This window comes from Streptomyces sp. NPDC001315, assembly GCF_042896175.1.
Taxonomy (GTDB): Bacteria; Actinomycetota; Actinomycetes; order Streptomycetales; family Streptomycetaceae; genus Streptomyces.
In genome coordinates this window covers 1-18450 of the sequence record NZ_JBIAWZ010000005.1, presented here as the reverse complement: position 1 = coordinate 18450, position 18450 = coordinate 1, and the positions used below count along the sequence as shown (strand labels likewise).

The window sequence follows — 18450 nt, the reverse complement described above, 5'->3', positions numbered from 1 at the left end:
AGGAGGGGGGCCTGGCTCAGCCGTCGAGCGGCTCGTAGTCGAACCAGTCGAAGTGGACGGTGCCTGTCGCGGCGTACATGCCGATGACCCGACCGGTGAAGCCGCCGGCGACCTCGGTCGACAGGTAGCGGCCGTCGAGGGTCGCGAGCTCGGTGAACGTGCCGTCGGGCTGCTCGACGCCGAGGGAGACGACGTCGGGTCCCGTGCACGGCCCGTCCGCAGACGGCGGTTCCGTGATCGTGACGGCGAGGACCACCGGCCCGGCGGGCACGGGCTGTTCGGCCACGACCGTGCTCAGGGAGCCGACACGCGCGACCACCCGCACCCGCGTGCCGGACACCTCGATTTCGTAGTGGTGCCGCTCGTCGAGCCGCACGGCGAGGCCACCGCCTCCCTCCGCGGCATCGACCAGAGTGCGCGCCCGGCACGACATGTGCTGCTGGCGCCGGCCGGTGAACACCACGTCGGGCTCGTCCAGGGAGCCGCCCCGCGCGCGGAGCGTCAGCCATCCGGGGCGCTCCTTGGTGGTGCAGTGTTCGGCGGGCCGGTCGCGCAGGGAGATCCAGGACGGCCGCAGTTCGGCGAGCTCGAAGTCGTCCCGGTGCTCCTCGGCAGGGCTGGGGGAGAGCGGCCACGGCAGCTCAGGCAGGTCCAGGGCGACCTCGCCGACGACCGGCCAGTCGTCCACCCAGGTCACGGGGGCCAGGAATGTCTCCCGGCCGAGCACGTGCCAGCCCGGCGTGCCGCCGCCCGGCCGCACGCCGAGCAGCACCATCCACCAGGAGCCGTCGGGGCCTTGGACCAGGTCGGCGTGCCCGGTGTTCTGGACGGGGTGGTCGGTGCCGCGATGGGTGAGGATCGGGTTGGCCGGGCACGGCTCGAACGGGCCGGCGGGCGTACGGCCGCGGGCGATCGAGACACCATGGCCGCGCTCGGTGCCGCCTTCGGCGATGAGCAGGTACCAGTAGTCGCCGATCCGGTACAGGTGCGGCGCCTCCGGGGCCTTGGCGCCGGGCCCGCCGGACCAGAGCGTGTGCGGTGTTCCGTACGTCTGCCCGGTGGACGGGTCGAGACGGACCTGCGAGACCCCGGCGACCGTGCACCAGCAGGTGCCGTCCTCGTCCCAGGCCAGGTCGGGATCGATGCCGGGGACGCCCGGTGCCCAGATGGGGTCCGACCAAGGTCCGGCGGGGTCGGTGGCCGTGACGATCAGGTTGCCGCCGCCCTCGCTGCAGTTGGTGACGATCAGCCAGAAGCGGCCGTCGTGGTGGCGCAGGGTGGGGGCGTAGATCCCGCCGGAGGACGACATGTCCGCCGGCAGGCGCAACTGCTCGGGCCGGTCAAGGGCGTTGCCGATCTGCGTCCAGTGGACGAGGTCGCGGCTGTGGAAGAGGGGTACGCCGGGGAAGTACTCGAAACTGGAGCAGGCCAGGTAGTAGTCGTCGCCGACGCGGCAGATGCTGGGGTCGGGGTGGAAGCCGGGGATCACGGGGTTGGTGAAGCGTCTGTCCGGCTGGCGCAGCGGGGGCACCCGATAGGTCCTCTCGTCGATTCGTGATGCAGGCGTGGGATGGTTCAGTGGGGTGGTTCAGGCGTCTGGGTCCGTGGGGCTGATGCGGAGCAGAACGCGGTGGGCAGGGTCAGGCTCAGCCCGGCCGGGTGTGCCAGTCGCTGTCGCGGGTCGCGCGGTGGGTCCGGTGGCGCAGACGCACGCCGAGATCGGGGCCCACGAGGCGGTTGCCCGACCGGCCACGGCCGTGACCTGCGGCCGTCACCTCCACCAGAGGCAGGGACGCGGCTTCTCTGCGCTTCGCCGGGCAGTCCGAGGCGCGTGAGGCGCGAGCTGCCGTCGTCATCGAGCACGATCTCGAGGTGAAGGGCCTCGTGCCCCCGGTGGAAAGTCCCTTGTTCCTTGGTCATGGAGGTTCTTTCGAGGTCAGTGCCCGGGCAGAACCGCGCAACCGCCGGGCGGCAGTTCGTTCGCAAGGGCATCGGTCGGCAGGCCGACGGTCTTCCTGCGGTGGCTGTCGAGGCTGTCGAAGCGCTTCACCTGTGGGCGCAAGTTGACGGACAAGCCTCGTGTGCAACAAGGGCCTCAGCCGCAAGGCCCTTTCTCCTGACGGTCTATGGGCGGCCCAGAAGGAGAATGGCATCTTCGAAGCGCTTCGACAAGTCATGCGCCAGAGCCAGTTCCACACTCTGCTTCCGAGGAGCGTGCGCCGTGGGCTCGGCGTCCTTTCCGCCACTGACCGGCTTTCTTTTTGCTGCCCCGGATCGTTGAGGCGCGGAACGTCGCCGGCATACTCGAACGGCCCACGTGGACGAGCGGTTGGCGATGTCGCCCTGACCGTACGGTCCGGCCGCCGCCGCGCCTGGGGGGCCACTGACGGTGAGCCGCCGCACGGGGCCGCCTGACGGCTCGCAGGCCGATTGGGCCTTCGTGACCCCAGCCACGACGGGCGCCGCGCCCGGCGGTGCCCGTCACCGATGATCTCCCGGGACCGGAACGCGGAGGCGGGTTCGGGTCCGGGGAGCGGGGGTCATCCGGCGGTCAGAGTGGTCCACTTCTGGTTGGAGCCGCCGTTGCAGTCCCACAGCTGGAGCTGTGTGCCGTCGGTCGTGGAGGAGCCCGGATCGTCGAGGCAACGGCCGGAGGCGGGGTTGCGGTAGCCGCCGTTGTAGGGCTGCCAGACCTGGTTGGCGCCGCCGTGGCAGGCCCAGATCTGCACCTTGGTGCCGTTGGCGGTGCCCCCGCCGGCGGCGTCGAGGCGGCAGAGACGAGAGTGATGAGGGACAGAGTCCAGGACTTTCTCATGCAGAGGTCCTCTCATGACGAGTGAGTGCTGAATCAACGGTCTGAACCGCCGTTCGAGTCGTCGACTCGGCCGTCGTGTCCTCCCGTTGGCGTCGACGGTCGTCGCCTGACGTACCGTCAGAATGCCGTCCCATGGCCGAATCTGTGGTGCTCCTGGGCGGTCGGTACCGTCACCAGCCTGTCGGCAGACCCGCGATGAACGAGGTGAGCCGGTCGGAGATGACACGGTCGTCGTGGGCCGAGTAGTGCCAGTCGCAGCCGAGGAAGTCCAGGCCCGAGTCGTCGAGGAACCAGTAGCGGACCCGGCTGTCGCCGGCGTCGTTGCGCGCCTTGACCACCTGCTGGACATGGCCGGCGTACTGGCCTGCGCCCACCGCCACGATGGTCGTGTCGGCCCCGTAGCGCGTGCGCAGCTTCTGGATGAAGTCTCCGTAGGCGCTGAGGTAGGCGGCCGCGAGGCTGTCGGGCGTCCACGCCTCACCGGGGTTGATGGCGGTCGAGAAGTCGTTGGTGCCGAGGTTGACCACCACGACCTGGGGGCGCCAGGTGCCCGGGTTCTGCCAGACGTCGCCGGACACGTTCAGCAGGGCACGGTCGTAGAAGGTCCGGTACGTGACGTCCGGTGAGCCTCCGTTGTAGTTGCGCACCATGCCGAGGCCCGAATAGCCGTTGATCTGGTAGTCGGCGTTCAGTCGCCGTGCGGTGAGGGCGCCATAGCTCACGTCGGAGTTGGTGTTCCGCTTGACCTGGTCCCAGGTACAGGTGCGGGAGGTCGAGAGGTTGCCGTAGCCCACCGTGAGGGAGTCGCCGACGAACTCGATCTGACGATTGCGGGCGGCCGGTTTGCTCAGTACGGCACCGCCGGGCGCGGCGACGAAGCCTCCGAACGTGCTGGTGTCCCCCGGGGTGTCGTTGCGCTTGACGAGCCGGACGGTGTGCGTGCTGTTTGACAGGCCGTTGATCCAGTGCGTGGTGTTGCCGGGCGTGACGAGTGTGGCGACGGTGGCTCCGTCGACCTGGACGTCGTAGTCGGCGGCAGAGTCGTTGAGCACGATGCCCACGCCGGTGCCGCTGACGCGGCCCTCGAAGTACACACCGGGCCAGCTGTACTGCACGGTGTTTCCGGCGTCCTTGACCCGCCCCGCGGTGTGTACCTGTGCCAGCACTCCTGTCGCGCGGACCAGTTGCCACTGCTGGTTGGCTCCGCCCCAGTCGGTGTACTGCACGACCTTGGCGCCGTCCGCGGTGGAGGCGTTCTCGACCTCGACGGCCTTGCCGCTGTTGCGGTTGAGCAGACGGACGTATCCGTCCGGGGAATCGGCCAGCCGGAACTGCTGGTTGGTGCCGTTGAGGTCGCTCCACTGCACGATGTCCGCGTGGTCGGCGGTGGAGTAGTTGGAGACGTCCAGCACCTTGCCGGAGTGCTGCGCCTTGAGCCGGTAGTAGCCGCCGCCCGAGTCGACGAACTGGAACCGCTGGTTGGCGCTGTCGGTGCGGGTCCACTGTGTGAGACCCGCACCGTCGGAGGTGCTCGCGCCGGACACGTCGAGCACCTTGCCGCTGCCCCGGTTGACCAGCACGTATGACGCGCTCGTATCCACCGTGGCCGCCTGCGCCGTCCCGGCGGCACCCAGTGCGGTCAGCAGCGCCGCCAGTAAGGCGGTCACCGCGGCGAGCACTCCCGTACGCCTCCCACGTCCCCACCACGACACACTGAATGTCTTATGCATGCCATCTCTCTGCATTCGTGTCCCTCTCACTGAGTGTGGCCGCCCGTCCCCCGGGGACACGCGCCCAGTCGCGTCGAGGCACGCTTTGGCATCCCAAACGCAACAGGACCGCTCCGCCGCCGTACACGGGAACCGTGCTGCGCCTGCTGAATTTCGCCGCCGCGTCAGCGGCAGCGCGCTCCGCCGGCTACAGGGCGGTGAAGGTCCACTGCAGGTTGGTGCTGCTGCCGTAGGTCCACTGCTTGGTGATGGAACCCGAGGCGACGTTGCCTCCGCCGTCGAGGGTCAGGCCGGTGGTGCGGTTGGCGATCGAGTAGTGGTCGCCACCGCGGTGGGTGATGGTCCACTGCTGGTTGGTGCCACCGTTCCACGGGGCCTGTCTGGCTGCGGAGCCGTCGGCGGTGGCGCCCCAGCCGTCGGCGACCATGCCGTTGGTGCGGTTGACCAGCTTGTAGCCGCCGCCGACCGCCACCGCCTGCCACTGGAGGTTGGAGCTGCCGTCCCAGGTCAACTGCGTGAGGTTGGAGCCGGAGGCGACGTTGCCGCCGCTGTCCAGGGCAAGGCCGTCGGTGACGTTGGTGATCCGGAAGTACGTCGCCGGGTTGAACTGGACCCTCAGCGAGGCGATCCGGTCGTTGTTGCCGGTGACGCGCAGGTCGGGGTTGTCGGCGGTGAACGTCCAGGAGGTGCCGGTGAGGTTGTTCCCGGAGTAGCCGATGACCTGGTAGCCGGGGGCCGGCCGGACGGAGGAGAGGGTGCGCGCGCCCAGTCCGGCCGCGGTCAGGTCGGACGCCGTGTAGTCGCCGATGGTGAGGACAGCGGAGTCCCCGGTGTAGTTGACGTCCGCGAAGGCGATGGCGCCGGCGAGCGGCAGAAGCCCCGGGATCGTGCCGGAGAAGTTGAGCTTCAGGACGTAGGCACCGGCGCTGTACGGGACCGAGGACGGCAGGGTGACCGTGAGGCCGGAGGAGTTCTGGGTCGGCGTGGGCAGGTCGATGTAGGTGCCTGCGGTGGTACCGAGGAGCTTCGCCGAGGTCAGTGACGAGAGGTTGATCCGGTCCGAGCTGAGGGTTTTGATCGTCAGCGAGCTGCCGGGCCAGCCCAGGACGGTGGCGTACAGGACGTCGTCGGCCTTGTTGCGGGTGAAGCGGATGTCCTGCGCGGTGCCGGCGTGGGGGGTGGTGAACGCGCCGCCTCCCATCTTCGTCGGCCCTTCGCCGTACGCCGTCCAGGCGCGGGTCGCGTACACCGACTCGCCGAAGCGCTTCAGGTGGTCTCCGATGCCGAGCAGGATGTCCTTCTGTGCCTGGGGGATGGTGCCGTCGGCCATCGGTGCGATGTTCAGCAGCACGTTGCCGTTCTTGCTGACCCGGTCGATGAACGAGTGCAGCATCTGCTGGATGCTGTAGTAGCCGATACCCTGCGTGTAGCACCAGCTGCTGCTGGAGATGCTGTCGTCGGTCAGCCAGTACGGGGTGGTGAGATCGGCCGGTCCGCCGCGTTCGTAGTCGAAGACCTCGCCCTTGCCGTTCATGCCGTCCTTGTAGGTGGCGACGACCTCACGGCCCCAGCTGTTGGCCTGGTTGTAGTAGTAGGCCAGGAAGTTCAGGCGCTGTGTCTCGTCGACGGCGTCCAGCTTGAAGTCCTGCCACAGGATGTCGGGCTGGGCGCGGTCGATGACCTCTTTGAGCTTGTCGAACCAGAGCTGGTTCTCCGCGGATGAACCCAGCTGCCCGTAGAGCTTCTTGAGGCTGCCGTCCGTCTGCGCGGGGACGAATTCGTAGAAGCCGTTGAAGTGGTACGCGTGGTGCATGGCCACCAGCAGCTTCAGGCCCTTGGCGCGGATGGCTGTGGAGAACAGCCGCAGCAGGTCAAGACCAGGGCCCTTGTTCACCGAGTTCCACTCGTTGACCTGGCTGTCCCACATGGAGAAGCCGTCATGGTGCTCGGCGACCGGGCCGGCGAACCGGGCACCGGCGTCGACGAACAGCTGCACCCACTCGTCGGGGTCGAACTTCCCGCCGGCCGACTTCAGCTTCGGCGCGAACTTCACGGTGTTGCCCGCCAGGTCCCGCGCTCCGTCGATGAAGTTGTGGTAAGGCCACGCCGACGGCTGGCCGTAGGTCGCGATGTGGTGCTGGTTGGCGTTGCTGCCCGCCTGATACATGCTGCGCGGGTACCACTCGTTGTCGAAGGCGGGGACGCTGAAGACGCCCCAGTGGAAGTAGATCCCGAACTTCGCGTCCTGGAACCACTCCGGAGCCGACGGGTGCTGGTCGACCGAGCTCCAGTCGGGCGTGTACGTGCTGGGCGCCGCCTCGGCGACACCGGCACTGAACACACCTCCGGCAACTGCTGCCGTGGCCACGCAGGTTGCAGCGGCCAGGAAGTGGCGTCTGTTGATCGAACTCGACATGGACACATCCCTGGTGCGGAAGAGGACAGGGGGAATGCAGGGGGACACGGGTCGGCGTGGCTGCTGTGCATGGGGAGCCGCTTGTTACGCATGAAGGTCCGCTATGTCTCCCTGGGATGTCAACCGGCGTGCAGGGATGAAAGGCATCGATCGATCAGGAGATTTGCTCCACTTGCTCGTGTTTGTAACGCGTAACCGCTGGTAAACATGGCATGTCTGACGAGCCCTTCCTGGCTGATTCGAATCACTGGGCGACAGCATTGATGGGATGAATCTCGACCGTTAGGGGCCCGGTGGGTTCTTTGGTCGTGTATTGCGTCGCAAAATCGAGCGGAGGCTGGACAGCGCGCCAGTGAAACCGCTATAAACATCCCATTACTACCGCGCGCCGAGACACAGATGTCGTCGAGGCGAAACATCTCCCGCCACGGGACCGGCGCGAGGAGGCATCGATGAGACTCGGAACCGACCCCTGTTCCGCCGTTTCCGCCCTCTCCGCACTGACGCTGCTCAGTGCGTGCGGCAGCGGCGCCACGTCCGCGGCATCGGCGAGTTACATGTCGCTGGTCGGTGGCGGGGGGTGTCTTCAACTCGGGACTGCTCTCCCGTGACCGGCCCGCCGCGGGCATGAGGTACGACTACAAGGACGCCCCGCCGGCTCCGGTCGCCCGGGCCCGGGCGACCGCCGAGGTCCGTGCGGCGCACGGGACCACTCTGCCCGCGGCCGCGATCGCCTTCCCGTACACGCATCCCAGTATCATCAATGTCACCCTCGGTATGCGGAATCCGGAACAGGTCATACGAAACGTGAAACTCCATGATCAGCAAGTCCCGGACGGCCTCTGGGACGAGCTCCGCACTCAGAGGCTGATCGGGTCGGACGTGCTCACGGGGCACGGTGAGGGGAGGGATGAGCGGTGTCTCTGACGGACAAGGCCATCGAGCAGATCCGTGAGCTGATCCGGACCGGTGCCCTGCCGCCGGGCTCGAAGCTCCCCCCGGAGCCGGACCTGGCCGCTCAGCTGGGCCTGTCCCGCAACCTCGCCCGCGAAGCGGTCAAGGCCCTGGCCGTCGCGCGGGTCCTGGAGGTCCGGCGGGGTGACGGCACGTATGTGACCAGCCTGCAGCCGAGCCTCTTGCTGGAGGGGCTCGGCGGGGCGGTGGAACTGCTGCAGGGCGACTCGGTCGCCCTGCAGGACCTCATGGAGGTACGGCGGCTCCTGGAGCCGGTCGCCACGGCGCTGGCCGCGACCCGGATCTCCGACGACCAACTGGCCGAGGTCGAAAGGCACTTGGATGCCATGCGCGAGGCCCGCGACGACGTCGAGCGGCTCAACGCCCACGACGCCGCCTTCCACCGCGCCGTCGTCTCGGCCACGGGCAACGAGTCACTGCTCACCCTCCTGGAGGGCATCTCCGGCCGCACGCTGCGCGCCCGTATCTGGCGCGGTCTGGTCGACGACAAGGCCGCGGGTCGGACCCTGGCCGAGCACGAGGCGATCTTCAACGCGCTGTCCACCCGTGACGCCGCCCTCAGTCAGGCCGCCGCCCTGCTGCACGTGAGCAACACTGAGCAGTGGCTGAGGGAGCACCTGCGGTCGGGCGAGGCCCTCCCCTTCGGGACCACAGCGCCGAAGTGACGGGCGCCCGCCAGGTCCTCGTTCCCCTGCCTCGGGGCGTGCACCGGCTCGCTCTGACACGCGGCCCGGGCGTCAGGGCTGGGACGAGGCGACCGGCACGCTGACCGTCGGCCGCCCGGCGGGCGACTACCCGCGGCGCCCGGCTCGTCGCGCGCTGCGCGGCCGCCTGGTCGGGCCCGGCCGAGGCTGGGCCGACTCGTCGGTGCCGTGGGTCACCGCCGAGCAGCAGGGCCAGGAGCTGCGGATTGCCTTGCGGCAGTCGCGACCGTAGTCGCGGCAGTCCTGACCTCGGGCGGTGTCCCGCGTCCCCACCTGCCCGGACGGTTCACTCCGGACGGGTGGAGAGGCGCAGCAGTACCGCTGAAGGGGCCGACGGGAGGAACACACGGAGCGCCGCGCTCGTCGGGTCCCACGAGGCTCGCGCCTTGGTGGTGGAGGGGTACAGGACGTCGACACGGACCGGCGCACCCTGAAGGCTCGGCAGAGGGAGCACCGTCGAGTCCTCGGAGCCGTCACCGGGGCGCCGCCATACCGTGACATAGGCGGTGTCGGGGGTGTGCAGGGCCAGGGAGATCCACGGGTCGTCCCAGCCGGGCAGGCCCAGCGGCCAGGAGGGCACCGCGGTCGCCACGTCGCTCCGGATCGCCTTGTGGACCGCGACCGCCTCGTGCGTCAAGGAGCGCGCGTCGGGGGCGAGTTCGGGGAGGCGGCCCGACAGGTGAATGCGGCCGAGCAGCGCGCCGGCCATGGTGAAAGCGACCTCGTCCAGGGAGTCCTCGGGCTGCGGATAGGCCCAGACCGCTCCCTGCTCCGGGGTGACCGCGGTGGGGGCGGCTGCCGCGATGGGGGCGTACAGCTGCAGGTTCTGCTGGTCGCTGGTGGAGTGCAGCTGGACGCGGGAGAGGAGGGCGTGGTCGGTGCGCATGCCGCCGGAGGCGCAGTTCTCCAGGACGAGGCGCGGATGGCGGTCCAGGATGCCGTCCAGCCAGTCGAAGCTGATAGCGGGTCTCGGCGCGGAACGCGTCGACGATGCCGCCGTGCCGGCCGGCCAGGCCGGTCCCCGCCCGGACGGCCCGGGTCAGGCCCTCCGCCTCCGGGCCGGTGATCTCGCCCATCGTCCAGCACTGCACCACCAGGTCCGTGACCGCGAAAGTTCCGCGTCGAGGTAGCTCTCGAGGGTGTCGGAGACGGTCACCGTGTAGCCGTCCGCCTTGAGCGCGGTGACGTAGCGGTCGGTGGCGGCCACAGGGACGTGCCCGTCCCAGCCCCGCGGACGACCGGGGCACGCTCGGCGGATGTCACCGGACCTCCCCAGGGGAGGCGGGGGAGGGGAGGGACGCGGGCTCGGTGGCGAGGACGCGGACGTCCCAGGCGCCGAGCCGCACGGGCGTGCCGGCCGGGACGGCGCCGCCGTCCAGGGCGTCCGTCAGGTCGACGTCCTCGGGTGCCTGGGCGACGGCGGGCTCCCAGTTCCAGTTGTGGACCACATGGACGCGTCGCCCGTCCTCGGCGGTGCCGGTCGCGACGGTGACGGAGTCCGGCAGGTCCCGCCAGCCGGCGCACGGGGCGGGTGCGAGCCACGCGGCGAGCGCGCGGGCGAGCTCGCGCCCAGGCACGGTCCCGACACAGGTGACGCGTCCCGCGCCGTGACGGCGGGTGGTGACGGCGGGCCATCGCCCGAAGTGCGGGTGCTCGTACGTGGCGAGGACGTCGGCGTCGTCCACGGCGAGTCCCTCGACCCACCGGGTCGCCACGGCGCCGGCGCCCAGCGTGAGGGGGCTGCCCGGGGTGGAGCGCACCGGCAGGTCTGTGTGGAGGTTGCTGAACTCGTCGTAGCGCACGCCCGCGGCCTGCACCAGGCGCGCCGGCGTCACCTCGTGGCGTGCCCGCGCCTCGCTGTCGCCGTAGCCGGTGCGCGGCCCGAGCACGAGGTGGCCGCCCGCCTCGGCGTAGGCGGCGAGCCAGTCGAGCATGCCGTCGTCCGCCACGTACAGTCCTGGCGCGATGAGGATGGGGTGCCGCTCGGCCGCCGCCTCGGGGGCGATTCCCGGGAGTTCGCCGCAGGGGTCGTGCAGCTGGCGGGCGTGCAGGATCCGTACCTGTCGTCCCGCCTCGAACGCTCCTCGGTAGAACGGGTCGAAGATCCCCTCGTACGCGTCCGCGTCCGGGCCGCCGTCCGGGGCAGAGAGCGGCGGGTGCTTGCGCATCAGCCATTTGCTGGGTGCGGAGTACACCATGGCGATGTCGGCATCCGGGGTGATTCCGGCGACAAGGTCTCCCGCTCGCTCGAACTCGCCGCCCAGCCGGACGAGTTCGGCGTAGACGCGGCCCGGTTGTCCGCTGTGCGGAAGGATCCCGCCCCAGTATGTCTCGGCGCCGAAGTGCAGGGTGTGCCAGTGCCAGTACTCGATCATGCGGGCGCCGCGTGCGACCAGTGCCCACGCGGCCTGCCGCCACTGGCCGTCGAAGGCGGGCCGGTTGTCGGAGGGGCCACCGATGGCCTGGGCGTTGGTCTCCGTGATCAGGAACGGCTCCTGGCGCGAGGAGTAGATCCGGTCGGCGCTCCGGTGCAGCGCCCATGCCCCGTACGCCATCCACTGCTGGGGCAGCTTCTCGCGCGGCGGCTCGGGCATCGTGAGACTGTCCTGCATGTCGTAGTACGGGTTGCCCGCGGTGACGTCCAGTGCGTCGGTCAGTTCGTCGTCCTCCAGGCCGGGGGAGCCGTAGGCGAGGCAGGTGGTGACGAACTGCTCCGGGCGTGCGTACTCGCGCACGATGCCTGCCTGCCAGGCGATGAACTCGGTGGTCCGGCGCGCCTGGAACGCCTGCCAGGCCAGATCGTACTGGGGCTGGGTGTTGCCCTCCGGCTTCCACAGGTCGGCCCATGTGGTCAGCCGGTGCGACCAGTACACCAGCCCCCACTCGCGGTTGAGGGTCTCCACATCGCCGTAGCGCTGCCGCAGGTCGTCCACGAACCGCTGGAAGACGCCGTGGTTGTGCGGCAGCCGCGGGCCGGGCTCGTTGTCGACCTGGAAGCCGATGACCGCGGGGTGGGAGGCGTAGCGGGCCACGATCGCGCGGATCACCCGCTCCGCGTGGAAGAGGAACGCCGGGTGGGTGATGTCGACCTCCTGGCGGGCGCCCCACGCGGCGGGGTGGCCGGCGGCGTCCTCGGCGGCGATCTCCGGGTACTGCCGGGCCAGCCACGGCGGCACCGCGTAGGTCGGGGTCCCCAGGACGACGGATATGCCGCGTTCGTGGGCGCCGTCGAGAACCGGCCGGAGCCAGTCCAGCTCGAAGCGCCCGTTCTCCGGCTCCCAGGTGGACCAGACCGACTCGCCGACCCTGATGACGGTGAACTTCGCCTCCGCCATCAGATCGAGGTCGGTCTTCAGTCGCTCGTAGGGCTGGTACTCGTGGTAGTAGGCGGCGCCGAACAGGACGCGCGGAGGCAGAGATGTCATGCGGGAGACCTCGCGGAGAAGTGGGCGAGAAGGAGCGAAGGAGTGGGGGAGTGGGGGAGTGCGGGTCCCGGCATCCGGGACATGATGGGGTGGACGGTCAGGCGGGGTCCGGCCGCGGTCAGCGACACTCCGGCCTGCCTTCCTCTCCGCGGTCCATCTGACCCCGCCCCCATTGATGGGATGTATGTATAGGCGTCAAGGGTCGTCGCCGTCCAGACCTTGCGCCAAGAAAGGTCAACCAGCTCTGTAAATCGCCGAGGTGTGCGTGGTGCCGTCTTACCGGGAGTGTAAAAGCATCCGACCAATTCTGGAGACGTGCTCCGTGCCGCGTGCGGCGCACGTCATCGGCCCCGGATCGCCCGTGGTCCCGCGCCCAGTTCGCGGTGGCAGGCCTTGTTGAAGGCCTGAAGGTCCGGGATGCCGACGGCGGCGGCGACGGCCGGGATCGGGAGGGTGGAGGCGCTCAGCAGGTGGCGGGCGCGTTCCAGGCGGCGGTGGCGGATGTAGGCGACGACGGTGCGGCCGGTGTGGGTGGTGAACAGGCGGGTGAGGTGCCCGGGGGAGACCCCGGCGGCGCGGGCCACGGCGGGCACGGTCAGCGGGTCGGCGAGATGAGCCTCGAGGTGGGCGGCCGCGGCGGCCACCACCGGATGATTGTGCCCGTCCTGCTCCGCGCCGCCGCCCAGCTCCGCCACGCGCCACAGCACCGTCCACACCTCGGCCGCCGCCCGGGCACGCGAGTACGGGAAGGCGGCGACAGCCCGCCGCAGGAGCCCGGCGAGCAGGGCGCCCTCGTCCCCGGTGTCCTGCATCAGCGAGAAGGGCATTCCCGGCCCGGCGTCCGGCAGGCGCAGATGGACGTACAGGTGCTCCGACCGACCACGGTAGTGATAGTGCACCTCGGTGTCGGGCGGGACGAGGCTGACCCGGCCGGGGAGGATGGCGTGCTCGGCACCGCGGCCGATCACCAGCCGGGCCGCGTAGCTGTACAGGTGCAACTGCCAGAGATCGGGCAGCCGGAAGACGTCGTGGTCGGAGACGACGCCATGGACGCCGACACCGGCGTTCACGACCTCGGGCGGTTCCTCGAGGCAAGGGGCGACGCTCAGCATGATGCCGAAAATCTACCAGCGAGCGACGAATTCATCCCACGACAACGCTCTCATGCGCGCATACCTTCGCCGTATGCCGACCACTCAACAGCCGGACCATCAACAGTCCCTCAGTTCCGTCGAGATGGCCCGCTTCGTCGCGCAGGGATACCTGCGGCTGGACGGAGTCGTGCCGCGGGAGATCAACGAGGAGGCGATCGTCGCCCTCGACCACGAGCTCCCGCCCGTCGCCTACGGCACCCCGCTGTCCAAGGCGTTCGACGACTCCACCTTCATCCCGCGCCTGCTCGCCGTTCCGGCGGTCGCCGGCGCCCTGCGCAGCCTGGTCGGGCCCGAACCGGACGTCGACCACCACGCCGTGCACGTGCGCGGCCCGCACGAGGGCGAGGCGCAGGACCTGCACGGGGACGCGATCATCGACGTCCGCCCTGACGCCTTCGACATCCAGCTCATGTACTACCCGCACGAGGTCACCGCCGACATGGGCGGCACGCTGTCCGTGCCCGGCAGCCACCTGCGCCGGATCAACGAGACCGACATCGGCCGGGTGCAGAACCTGCGCGGCCAGACCCGGCTGACCTGCCCGGCAGGCACCGTCGTCCTGGTCCACCACGGCATCTGGCACGGCGGACGGCGCAACGACACCGGCCGCCGTCGCTACATGTACAAGATCCGCTTCAACCCGACCGTCCCGCAGGTCCGCCTCTGGGACACCGCCGACCTCGGCGACCCGGCCGTCCTGCGCGAACTCGCCATCGGGTTCCCCTGGTACGAGCAGGCCACCGGCCGCCTGGAGATTTACAACAGGGCCCTGCTGTGGCGTGCCCTGACCGGCGACGCCGGCTTCGACGTCGACCACTGGGTCACCCGCGTCACCAACCGACCCGCGATCAGGGGGCAGAAGTGATCAGCACCGAGCCGCGCCAGGAAGTCCTCGTCCTCTACCTCTCCACCTCGGCCCTCGACTCTCCGGTCGTCGGCTGGTCGCGCTACGACGGCACCGGCCGTACCCGCCCCACCTCCGGCGACAGCGACGAGCCCCCGTACAAGAGCGGCCTCGACGCCCTGCTGGACGGCTGGCGCCTTTTCCAGGCCTCCCAGCTCCTACCGCCCTACCCTGGCCACGAGTACGACACCTCGTTCCTCAAGCACGAGTTCTTCTTCGAGAAGTTCGGCCCGGCGGGCTCCGGAGAGGTGGACAAGACTCCTGGATAGGAGCTGACAAGACACCTGGCCGGCGTGAGGGACCGGGAGGAGGCTGGCTCGACCCCGAACGGCCCCTCCTGATCACGCATACCGGGATCATCCCGCACAAGTGATCACCAGACACCCGCGGGTTGCCGGTTACTGTGACTGAGTACGCTGGTCGGCCACGCTGAGCATTGCACCTGGCCGGCCCACGGCGGCGCGTGCGCCGGCGGCCGTCAGGCGTCGAAGCGGCGGCGGGCGGCCTCGATGTGACCGAAGTACTGGTGGGTCCAGCCGCACATTCCGTCGACCGTTGCGCGCAGGGCTTGACCCGGCTCGGTGAGGGTGTATTCGACCCGCGGTGGGACGGTGGGGTGCACAGTGCGCTCGACCAGGCCGTTGCGCTCCAGCATGCGCAGGTTCTGGGTGAGCATCTTGTGGCTGATCCCCTCGATCTCGTTCCGCAGCTCGCTGAAACGCAGGGTGCGATCACCGAGACCCTCGACCACGAACGACGCCGCCACCTCCCGCAGTTCACCCATCCCGTCACCCCCACCCAGCGCCGCGCCATCCCGTCACCCTGCCTAGCGAGCCCCGCCCGCAAAGGTCACGCATTCGACGGACACACTCCCGTTCCCACCGACCGGAAACCCGCCCGCACACCCGATTGCCGACGCCGACGCTCACCCATCCTCGCGAAAGCACACTCGTACACGGTCAAGCGGCAACGGTTCCGCACCCCTCATGGAGGCGGTTCATGGTCGAGCGACTGGAGGTGAACCAGGGTGGGTCGTTCCGCCGTGCTCGTCACGTGGACTCTTCGGTCGTCGACGGCGGAGGTGAGGACGGATTCCAGGATGTCCAGCACGTGATACGCGAGGGTGCCTCCGGCTCTTGGTGCTTCAGCGGGCGGTGTCAGTGCCATGTCCGCGACTCCGTACCCCCGGCCGGCGTTGCGGTACCCCGCGGACACGGGAAGGGTTTCCCATGCGTCGCTGCGGAGGCGGCGCAGCTGCACCTCTCCGTCGAAGTGGTTGGGGTCCGGGACCGCGAGGCTGCCGGTTTCGCCGTGGATCTCGATGTTCGCCGACTTCGTGGCGACGGCGTCGAAGCTCATGAGGAGGGTGGACAGTACCCCGGACGCATGCGTGAGGATGCCCGTGACGTGGGTGTCGGTGCTGACCGGTATCACTTCCCCGCTGCGCGGGCCGGACGCGATGACCCTGGTGGGCCGGGTGCGGCTGGCGGTGCCGATTACCGAGGTGACCGGGCCGAGCAGCGTGACCAGGGCGGACACGTAGTACGGGCCCATGTCCAGCAGGGGGCCTCCACCGGGCCTGTAGTAGAAGTCCGGGTCCGGGTGCCACAGTTCGTGGCCGGGGACGGCCATGGTGGCTGTCGCTGCGATGGGTGCACCGATCAGTCCTGCGTCGATCGCTGCCCGAGCGGTCTGGACGCCGGTACCCAGGACCGTGTCGGGAGCGCAGCCGACGATGACCCCCGCCTTCGACGCTGCCTCGAGAACGGCTCGCGCCTGGACGGTGGTCGCGGCGAGCGGCTTCTCCCCGTAGACACTCTTCCCGGCCGCGATCGCCTGAAGGGCTATCTCCGCGTGTGCGTCGGGGACGGTCAGATTGACCACGAGTTCCACATCGGCGGCGGACAGCAACTCCCCGACCGTGCACGCTCTCACGCCGGTGCGGCCCTCGGCGGCTGCCGAGGCGCGGTCCCGGTCGATGTCGGCAACGGCGACGAGGTTGACCGCCTCGAGCCTGTCGAAACTCGCAAGGTACTGGCCGCTGATGACACCGCAGCCGATCACGCCGACGTTCAGCGACTTGCCCACAGCATGCCTCTTTCGATGATGGTCCTCACATTGGGATCCTTCAGCACCGGCATGTGGTGACCGGGAGTTGTGACGAACACGCGGCCCCGGCCCCACTGCCTGGTCCAGATGGCGGGGGACACGACGGGCCGGTTCCACGGGTCCCAGTCCCGTACTTTCTGCGTGGTAGTGGCCAGCACATCGATGTAGTCGTCACAGAGCACCCAGTACTGCTCGGTGACGAGTTCGAAGTCGCCGACGCCGCGGGTGATGGGATGGTCAGCGGCCGCCGGCAGCATGTTGACGGTGTAGGGGACGTAGTTGTCGGACTGCTCGCCTGTGCGTTCCGCCGGACGTACCCCAGGATGGCAGGCGAACTGTCCGCCGATCAGCTGGAGGTAGTCGGAGCTGTTGCGGTAGGAGTCGGCTATGCCGCCGTGCCATCCGGCAAGGCCGGTGCCTGCCTCGACTGCGGTGCGCAGGCCCTGCACCTCCGCTTCCTCGATGGTCGACATGGTCATGCATTGCACGATCAGGTCCACGCGGGCCATGAAGTTGGCGTCCGCGTAGACCCGAGGAGACTCCTCGATGCGTACCTCGTACCCATGGTTCTGCAGGTGGGGTATGAACAACTCGGTCGCCTCGACCGGTTGATGGCCGTCCCAGCCGCCGCGCACGACAAGGGCTTGTCTGCGGTGCATTGGCGAACGTTCTCCTTCGGTGACGGTGGAATCATGCGGTGCCGCTCAGCAGTTGGCAAGGGCGCCCGAGCCGCCCCTCGCGGTCGTGGCGAGGGGAGCAGGCGTGTCGGCGTCGACGGTGTCGAAGGTACTCAACGGCCGGCGGAGACCAGAGCCCGGGTGGTAAGGGCGCTCGAAGAGGCGGGATACGAGTCCCCCCGGCAACGCCGAGCGGCGGGAGCCGTCGGCGTCGCCCGCCTGCACGGCCATACGGCGGCCCTCATGGCCGCCGGCATCCCCGTCGACGAGCCGTACCTCATCCACGGCCAATTCCTGGCCGAACACGGAGTCCGTGATCTCACCGCCCTGCTCTCCCTCAGCGTTCCCCCCACAGCGATCTTCGCGGCCCACGGCCTCATCACCTCCGGCATCCCTGCCGAGGCACGCGATGTGACGGACTCCGCGGAATCCGGCGATGCACGCGACCCGAAAGGGCTCAGCCGTCAACCTCGTTCACCTTAGGTTGCAGGTCCTAGGGCATCTCCGGAGGGGCCCGGCCGGTATACGGTCCGAAGCAAATTCCCCTGATCAGAAACGTCTTACGTCAATGGAGATTCAAGCCGGAAGGGCTGCGGGCGGGCCGCGCGGCCGACGATTTTCCGTAACATCCGCCGCGCATGCGCATGGCACGCAGCAACGCCGGCGCCACCGCCCGGACCTTGGACCGACATGACGGAGCCGGTGCCGTCCCTCCTCGCGGTAGGGCACGGCGCACCCGTCGACGCGGAGTCGACGGCTTGTGAACTCTCGCTCCAGCAACTCGTCACCACACCACCGTCTCGAGGCGCCATGTCGGCCATCAGTCCTGTCCCGTCCCAGTCCGCGCAACCGCAATCCGGGTCCCGGCACATCACGGTCACCATCGTGCTTGCCTGCATGGGAGTGTTCATCTCCTACCTGCCGGTCGTCGGCGTATCCGTCGCGCTGCCGGTCATGCAACAGGCGCTCGACGCCTCCACCGCCGGGCTTCAGTGGATCACCGACGCCTTCATCCTGCCGACCGCGGCTCTGCTCCTGACCTGCGGCATGATCGGCGACCTGTACGGGCGCAAGAAGACCTGGCTGGCCGGGCTCGTGCTGTTCTCCCTCGGTTGCCTCGTCTGTCTGACCGCCGATGGCGTGGTGCAGGTCTGCGTGGGGCAGGCGCTCACCGGCGTGGGCACCGCCGCTCTGCTCCCCTCCACGCTCGCCCTGATCAGCCATGTCTGTCCGGACCGCCACAAGCGCGCGAGGGCGATAGCCCTGTGGACGGCCTCCCTCGGTCTCGGCCTGACCCTCGGTCCGCTGTTCAACGGCCTGATCGTGGAACACGTGAGTTGGCGGTGGATCTTCCTTCCCGCACTGGTCATGGGCTTGGTCACGGCCGCGGTCGGGGGCATGGTCCTGACCGAGTCCCGCGCACAACGGGAACGCCACCTGGACATCGGGACTTCCACCCGACGAGTGGACACCGTTTCATCCTGTTATGCGGCGAGTTCGAGCGTACTCGATCGCCGCTCGTAGTCGACCGGGCTGAGCTG

General features: G+C 69.3%; 15 protein-coding genes and 3 pseudogenes. 7 read left to right on the top strand and 11 right to left on the bottom strand.

Annotated features, from left to right (window positions below; genetic code table 11):
* Positions 1 to 16 precede the first annotated feature (16 nt).
* The 5 genes and pseudogenes from ACFY16_RS16145 to ACFY16_RS16125 all read right to left on the bottom strand — a co-directional run bounded on the left by ACFY16_RS16145 (position 17) and on the right by ACFY16_RS16125 (position 6961).
* On the bottom strand, positions 17 to 1531 hold the full coding sequence (locus ACFY16_RS16145; RefSeq protein ID WP_390647753.1) for a glycoside hydrolase family 43 protein: 1515 nt from the start codon (positions 1529 to 1531) through the stop codon (positions 17 to 19).
* Positions 1532 to 1646: 115 nt separating this feature from the next.
* On the bottom strand, positions 1647 to 1856 hold the full coding sequence (locus tag ACFY16_RS16140) for a hypothetical protein (protein WP_390647752.1): 210 nt from the start codon (positions 1854 to 1856) through the stop codon (positions 1647 to 1649).
* A 684-nt stretch (positions 1857 to 2540) separates the two neighbouring features.
* Positions 2541 to 2768: pseudogene (locus ACFY16_RS16135) on the bottom strand (RICIN domain-containing protein); the annotation flags it as partial.
* A gap of 217 nt (positions 2769 to 2985) precedes the next feature.
* On the bottom strand, positions 2986 to 4545 hold the full coding sequence (locus ACFY16_RS16130) for an RICIN domain-containing protein (protein ID WP_390647751.1): 1560 nt from the start codon (positions 4543 to 4545) through the stop codon (positions 2986 to 2988).
* Positions 4546 to 4732: 187 nt separating this feature from the next.
* Positions 4733 to 6961: an alpha-L-fucosidase gene (locus tag ACFY16_RS16125; RefSeq protein WP_390647750.1), complete on the bottom strand. Its 2229-nt coding sequence runs from the start codon at positions 6959 to 6961 to the stop codon at positions 4733 to 4735.
* 570 nt (positions 6962 to 7531) lie between these two features.
* Between ACFY16_RS16125 and ACFY16_RS16120 the strand changes: the two are divergent.
* Positions 7532 to 7888: pseudogene (locus tag ACFY16_RS16120) on the top strand (aldo/keto reductase); the annotation flags it as partial.
* The gene (locus ACFY16_RS16115; protein ID WP_351300938.1) at positions 7879 to 8601 is read left to right on the top strand and encodes a FadR/GntR family transcriptional regulator; all 723 of its coding nucleotides are present in this window, start codon (positions 7879 to 7881) and stop codon (positions 8599 to 8601) included. The pseudogene ACFY16_RS16120 and the gene ACFY16_RS16115, both read left to right, overlap by 10 nt.
* 325 nt (positions 8602 to 8926) lie before the next feature.
* Here ACFY16_RS16115 and ACFY16_RS16110 read toward each other — a convergent pair whose 3' ends face one another.
* From ACFY16_RS16110 to ACFY16_RS16100, 3 genes are all read right to left on the bottom strand, one after another.
* A complete protein-coding gene (locus ACFY16_RS16110) occupies positions 8927 to 9526 on the bottom strand; it encodes a hypothetical protein (RefSeq protein ID WP_390647749.1) in 600 nt (199 codons plus the stop codon).
* 373 nt (positions 9527 to 9899) lie between these two features.
* Positions 9900 to 12065, bottom strand: coding sequence for a beta-galactosidase (locus ACFY16_RS16105; protein WP_390647748.1), 2166 nt, complete (start codon positions 12063 to 12065; stop codon positions 9900 to 9902).
* A gap of 341 nt (positions 12066 to 12406) precedes the next feature.
* Positions 12407 to 13177 (bottom strand): helix-turn-helix transcriptional regulator, encoded by a 771-nt coding sequence (locus ACFY16_RS16100; RefSeq protein ID WP_390647747.1) that lies wholly within the window; start codon positions 13175 to 13177, stop codon positions 12407 to 12409.
* A gap of 124 nt (positions 13178 to 13301) precedes the next feature.
* Between ACFY16_RS16100 and ACFY16_RS16095 the strand changes: the two genes are divergently transcribed.
* Both ACFY16_RS16095 and ACFY16_RS16090 read left to right on the top strand, forming a co-directional pair.
* Positions 13302 to 14084 carry a phytanoyl-CoA dioxygenase family protein gene (locus tag ACFY16_RS16095; protein WP_390648180.1) on the top strand — a complete coding sequence of 261 codons (783 nt, stop codon included), beginning with the start codon at positions 13302 to 13304 and terminating at the stop codon, positions 14082 to 14084.
* Positions 14081 to 14392, top strand: a complete 312-nt coding sequence (locus tag ACFY16_RS16090) for a hypothetical protein (RefSeq protein ID WP_390647746.1) — start codon at positions 14081 to 14083, stop codon at positions 14390 to 14392. Before ACFY16_RS16095 ends, ACFY16_RS16090 begins: the two co-directional genes overlap by 4 nt.
* Positions 14393 to 14601: 209 nt before the next feature.
* Here the strand turns inward: ACFY16_RS16090 and ACFY16_RS16085 are convergent, their stop codons facing one another.
* The 3 genes from ACFY16_RS16085 to ACFY16_RS16075 form a co-directional block, all read right to left on the bottom strand.
* Positions 14602 to 14907: a winged helix-turn-helix transcriptional regulator gene (locus tag ACFY16_RS16085; protein ID WP_390647745.1), complete on the bottom strand. Its 306-nt coding sequence runs from the start codon at positions 14905 to 14907 to the stop codon at positions 14602 to 14604.
* A 200-nt stretch (positions 14908 to 15107) separates the two neighbouring features.
* Complete coding sequence (locus ACFY16_RS16080) at positions 15108 to 16211, bottom strand: Gfo/Idh/MocA family protein (RefSeq protein WP_390647744.1); 1104 nt, start codon at positions 16209 to 16211, stop codon at positions 15108 to 15110.
* Positions 16196 to 16891, bottom strand: a complete 696-nt coding sequence (locus ACFY16_RS16075) for a ThuA domain-containing protein (RefSeq protein WP_390647743.1) — start codon at positions 16889 to 16891, stop codon at positions 16196 to 16198. Before ACFY16_RS16075 ends, ACFY16_RS16080 begins: the two co-directional genes overlap by 16 nt.
* A 52-nt stretch (positions 16892 to 16943) precedes the next feature.
* Between ACFY16_RS16075 and ACFY16_RS16070 the strand changes: the two are divergent.
* The 3 genes and pseudogenes from ACFY16_RS16070 to ACFY16_RS16060 all read left to right on the top strand — a co-directional run.
* A pseudogene (locus ACFY16_RS16070) lies at positions 16944 to 17051 on the top strand (LacI family DNA-binding transcriptional regulator); the annotation flags it as partial.
* Between the two features lie 101 nt (positions 17052 to 17152).
* The gene (locus ACFY16_RS16065) at positions 17153 to 17392 is read left to right on the top strand and encodes a hypothetical protein (protein WP_390647742.1); all 240 of its coding nucleotides are present in this window, start codon (positions 17153 to 17155) and stop codon (positions 17390 to 17392) included.
* Between the two features lie 207 nt (positions 17393 to 17599).
* A complete protein-coding gene (locus ACFY16_RS16060; RefSeq protein WP_390647741.1) occupies positions 17600 to 18433 on the top strand; it encodes an MFS transporter in 834 nt (277 codons plus the stop codon).
* The last annotated feature ends 17 nt before the right edge of the window (positions 18434 to 18450 follow it).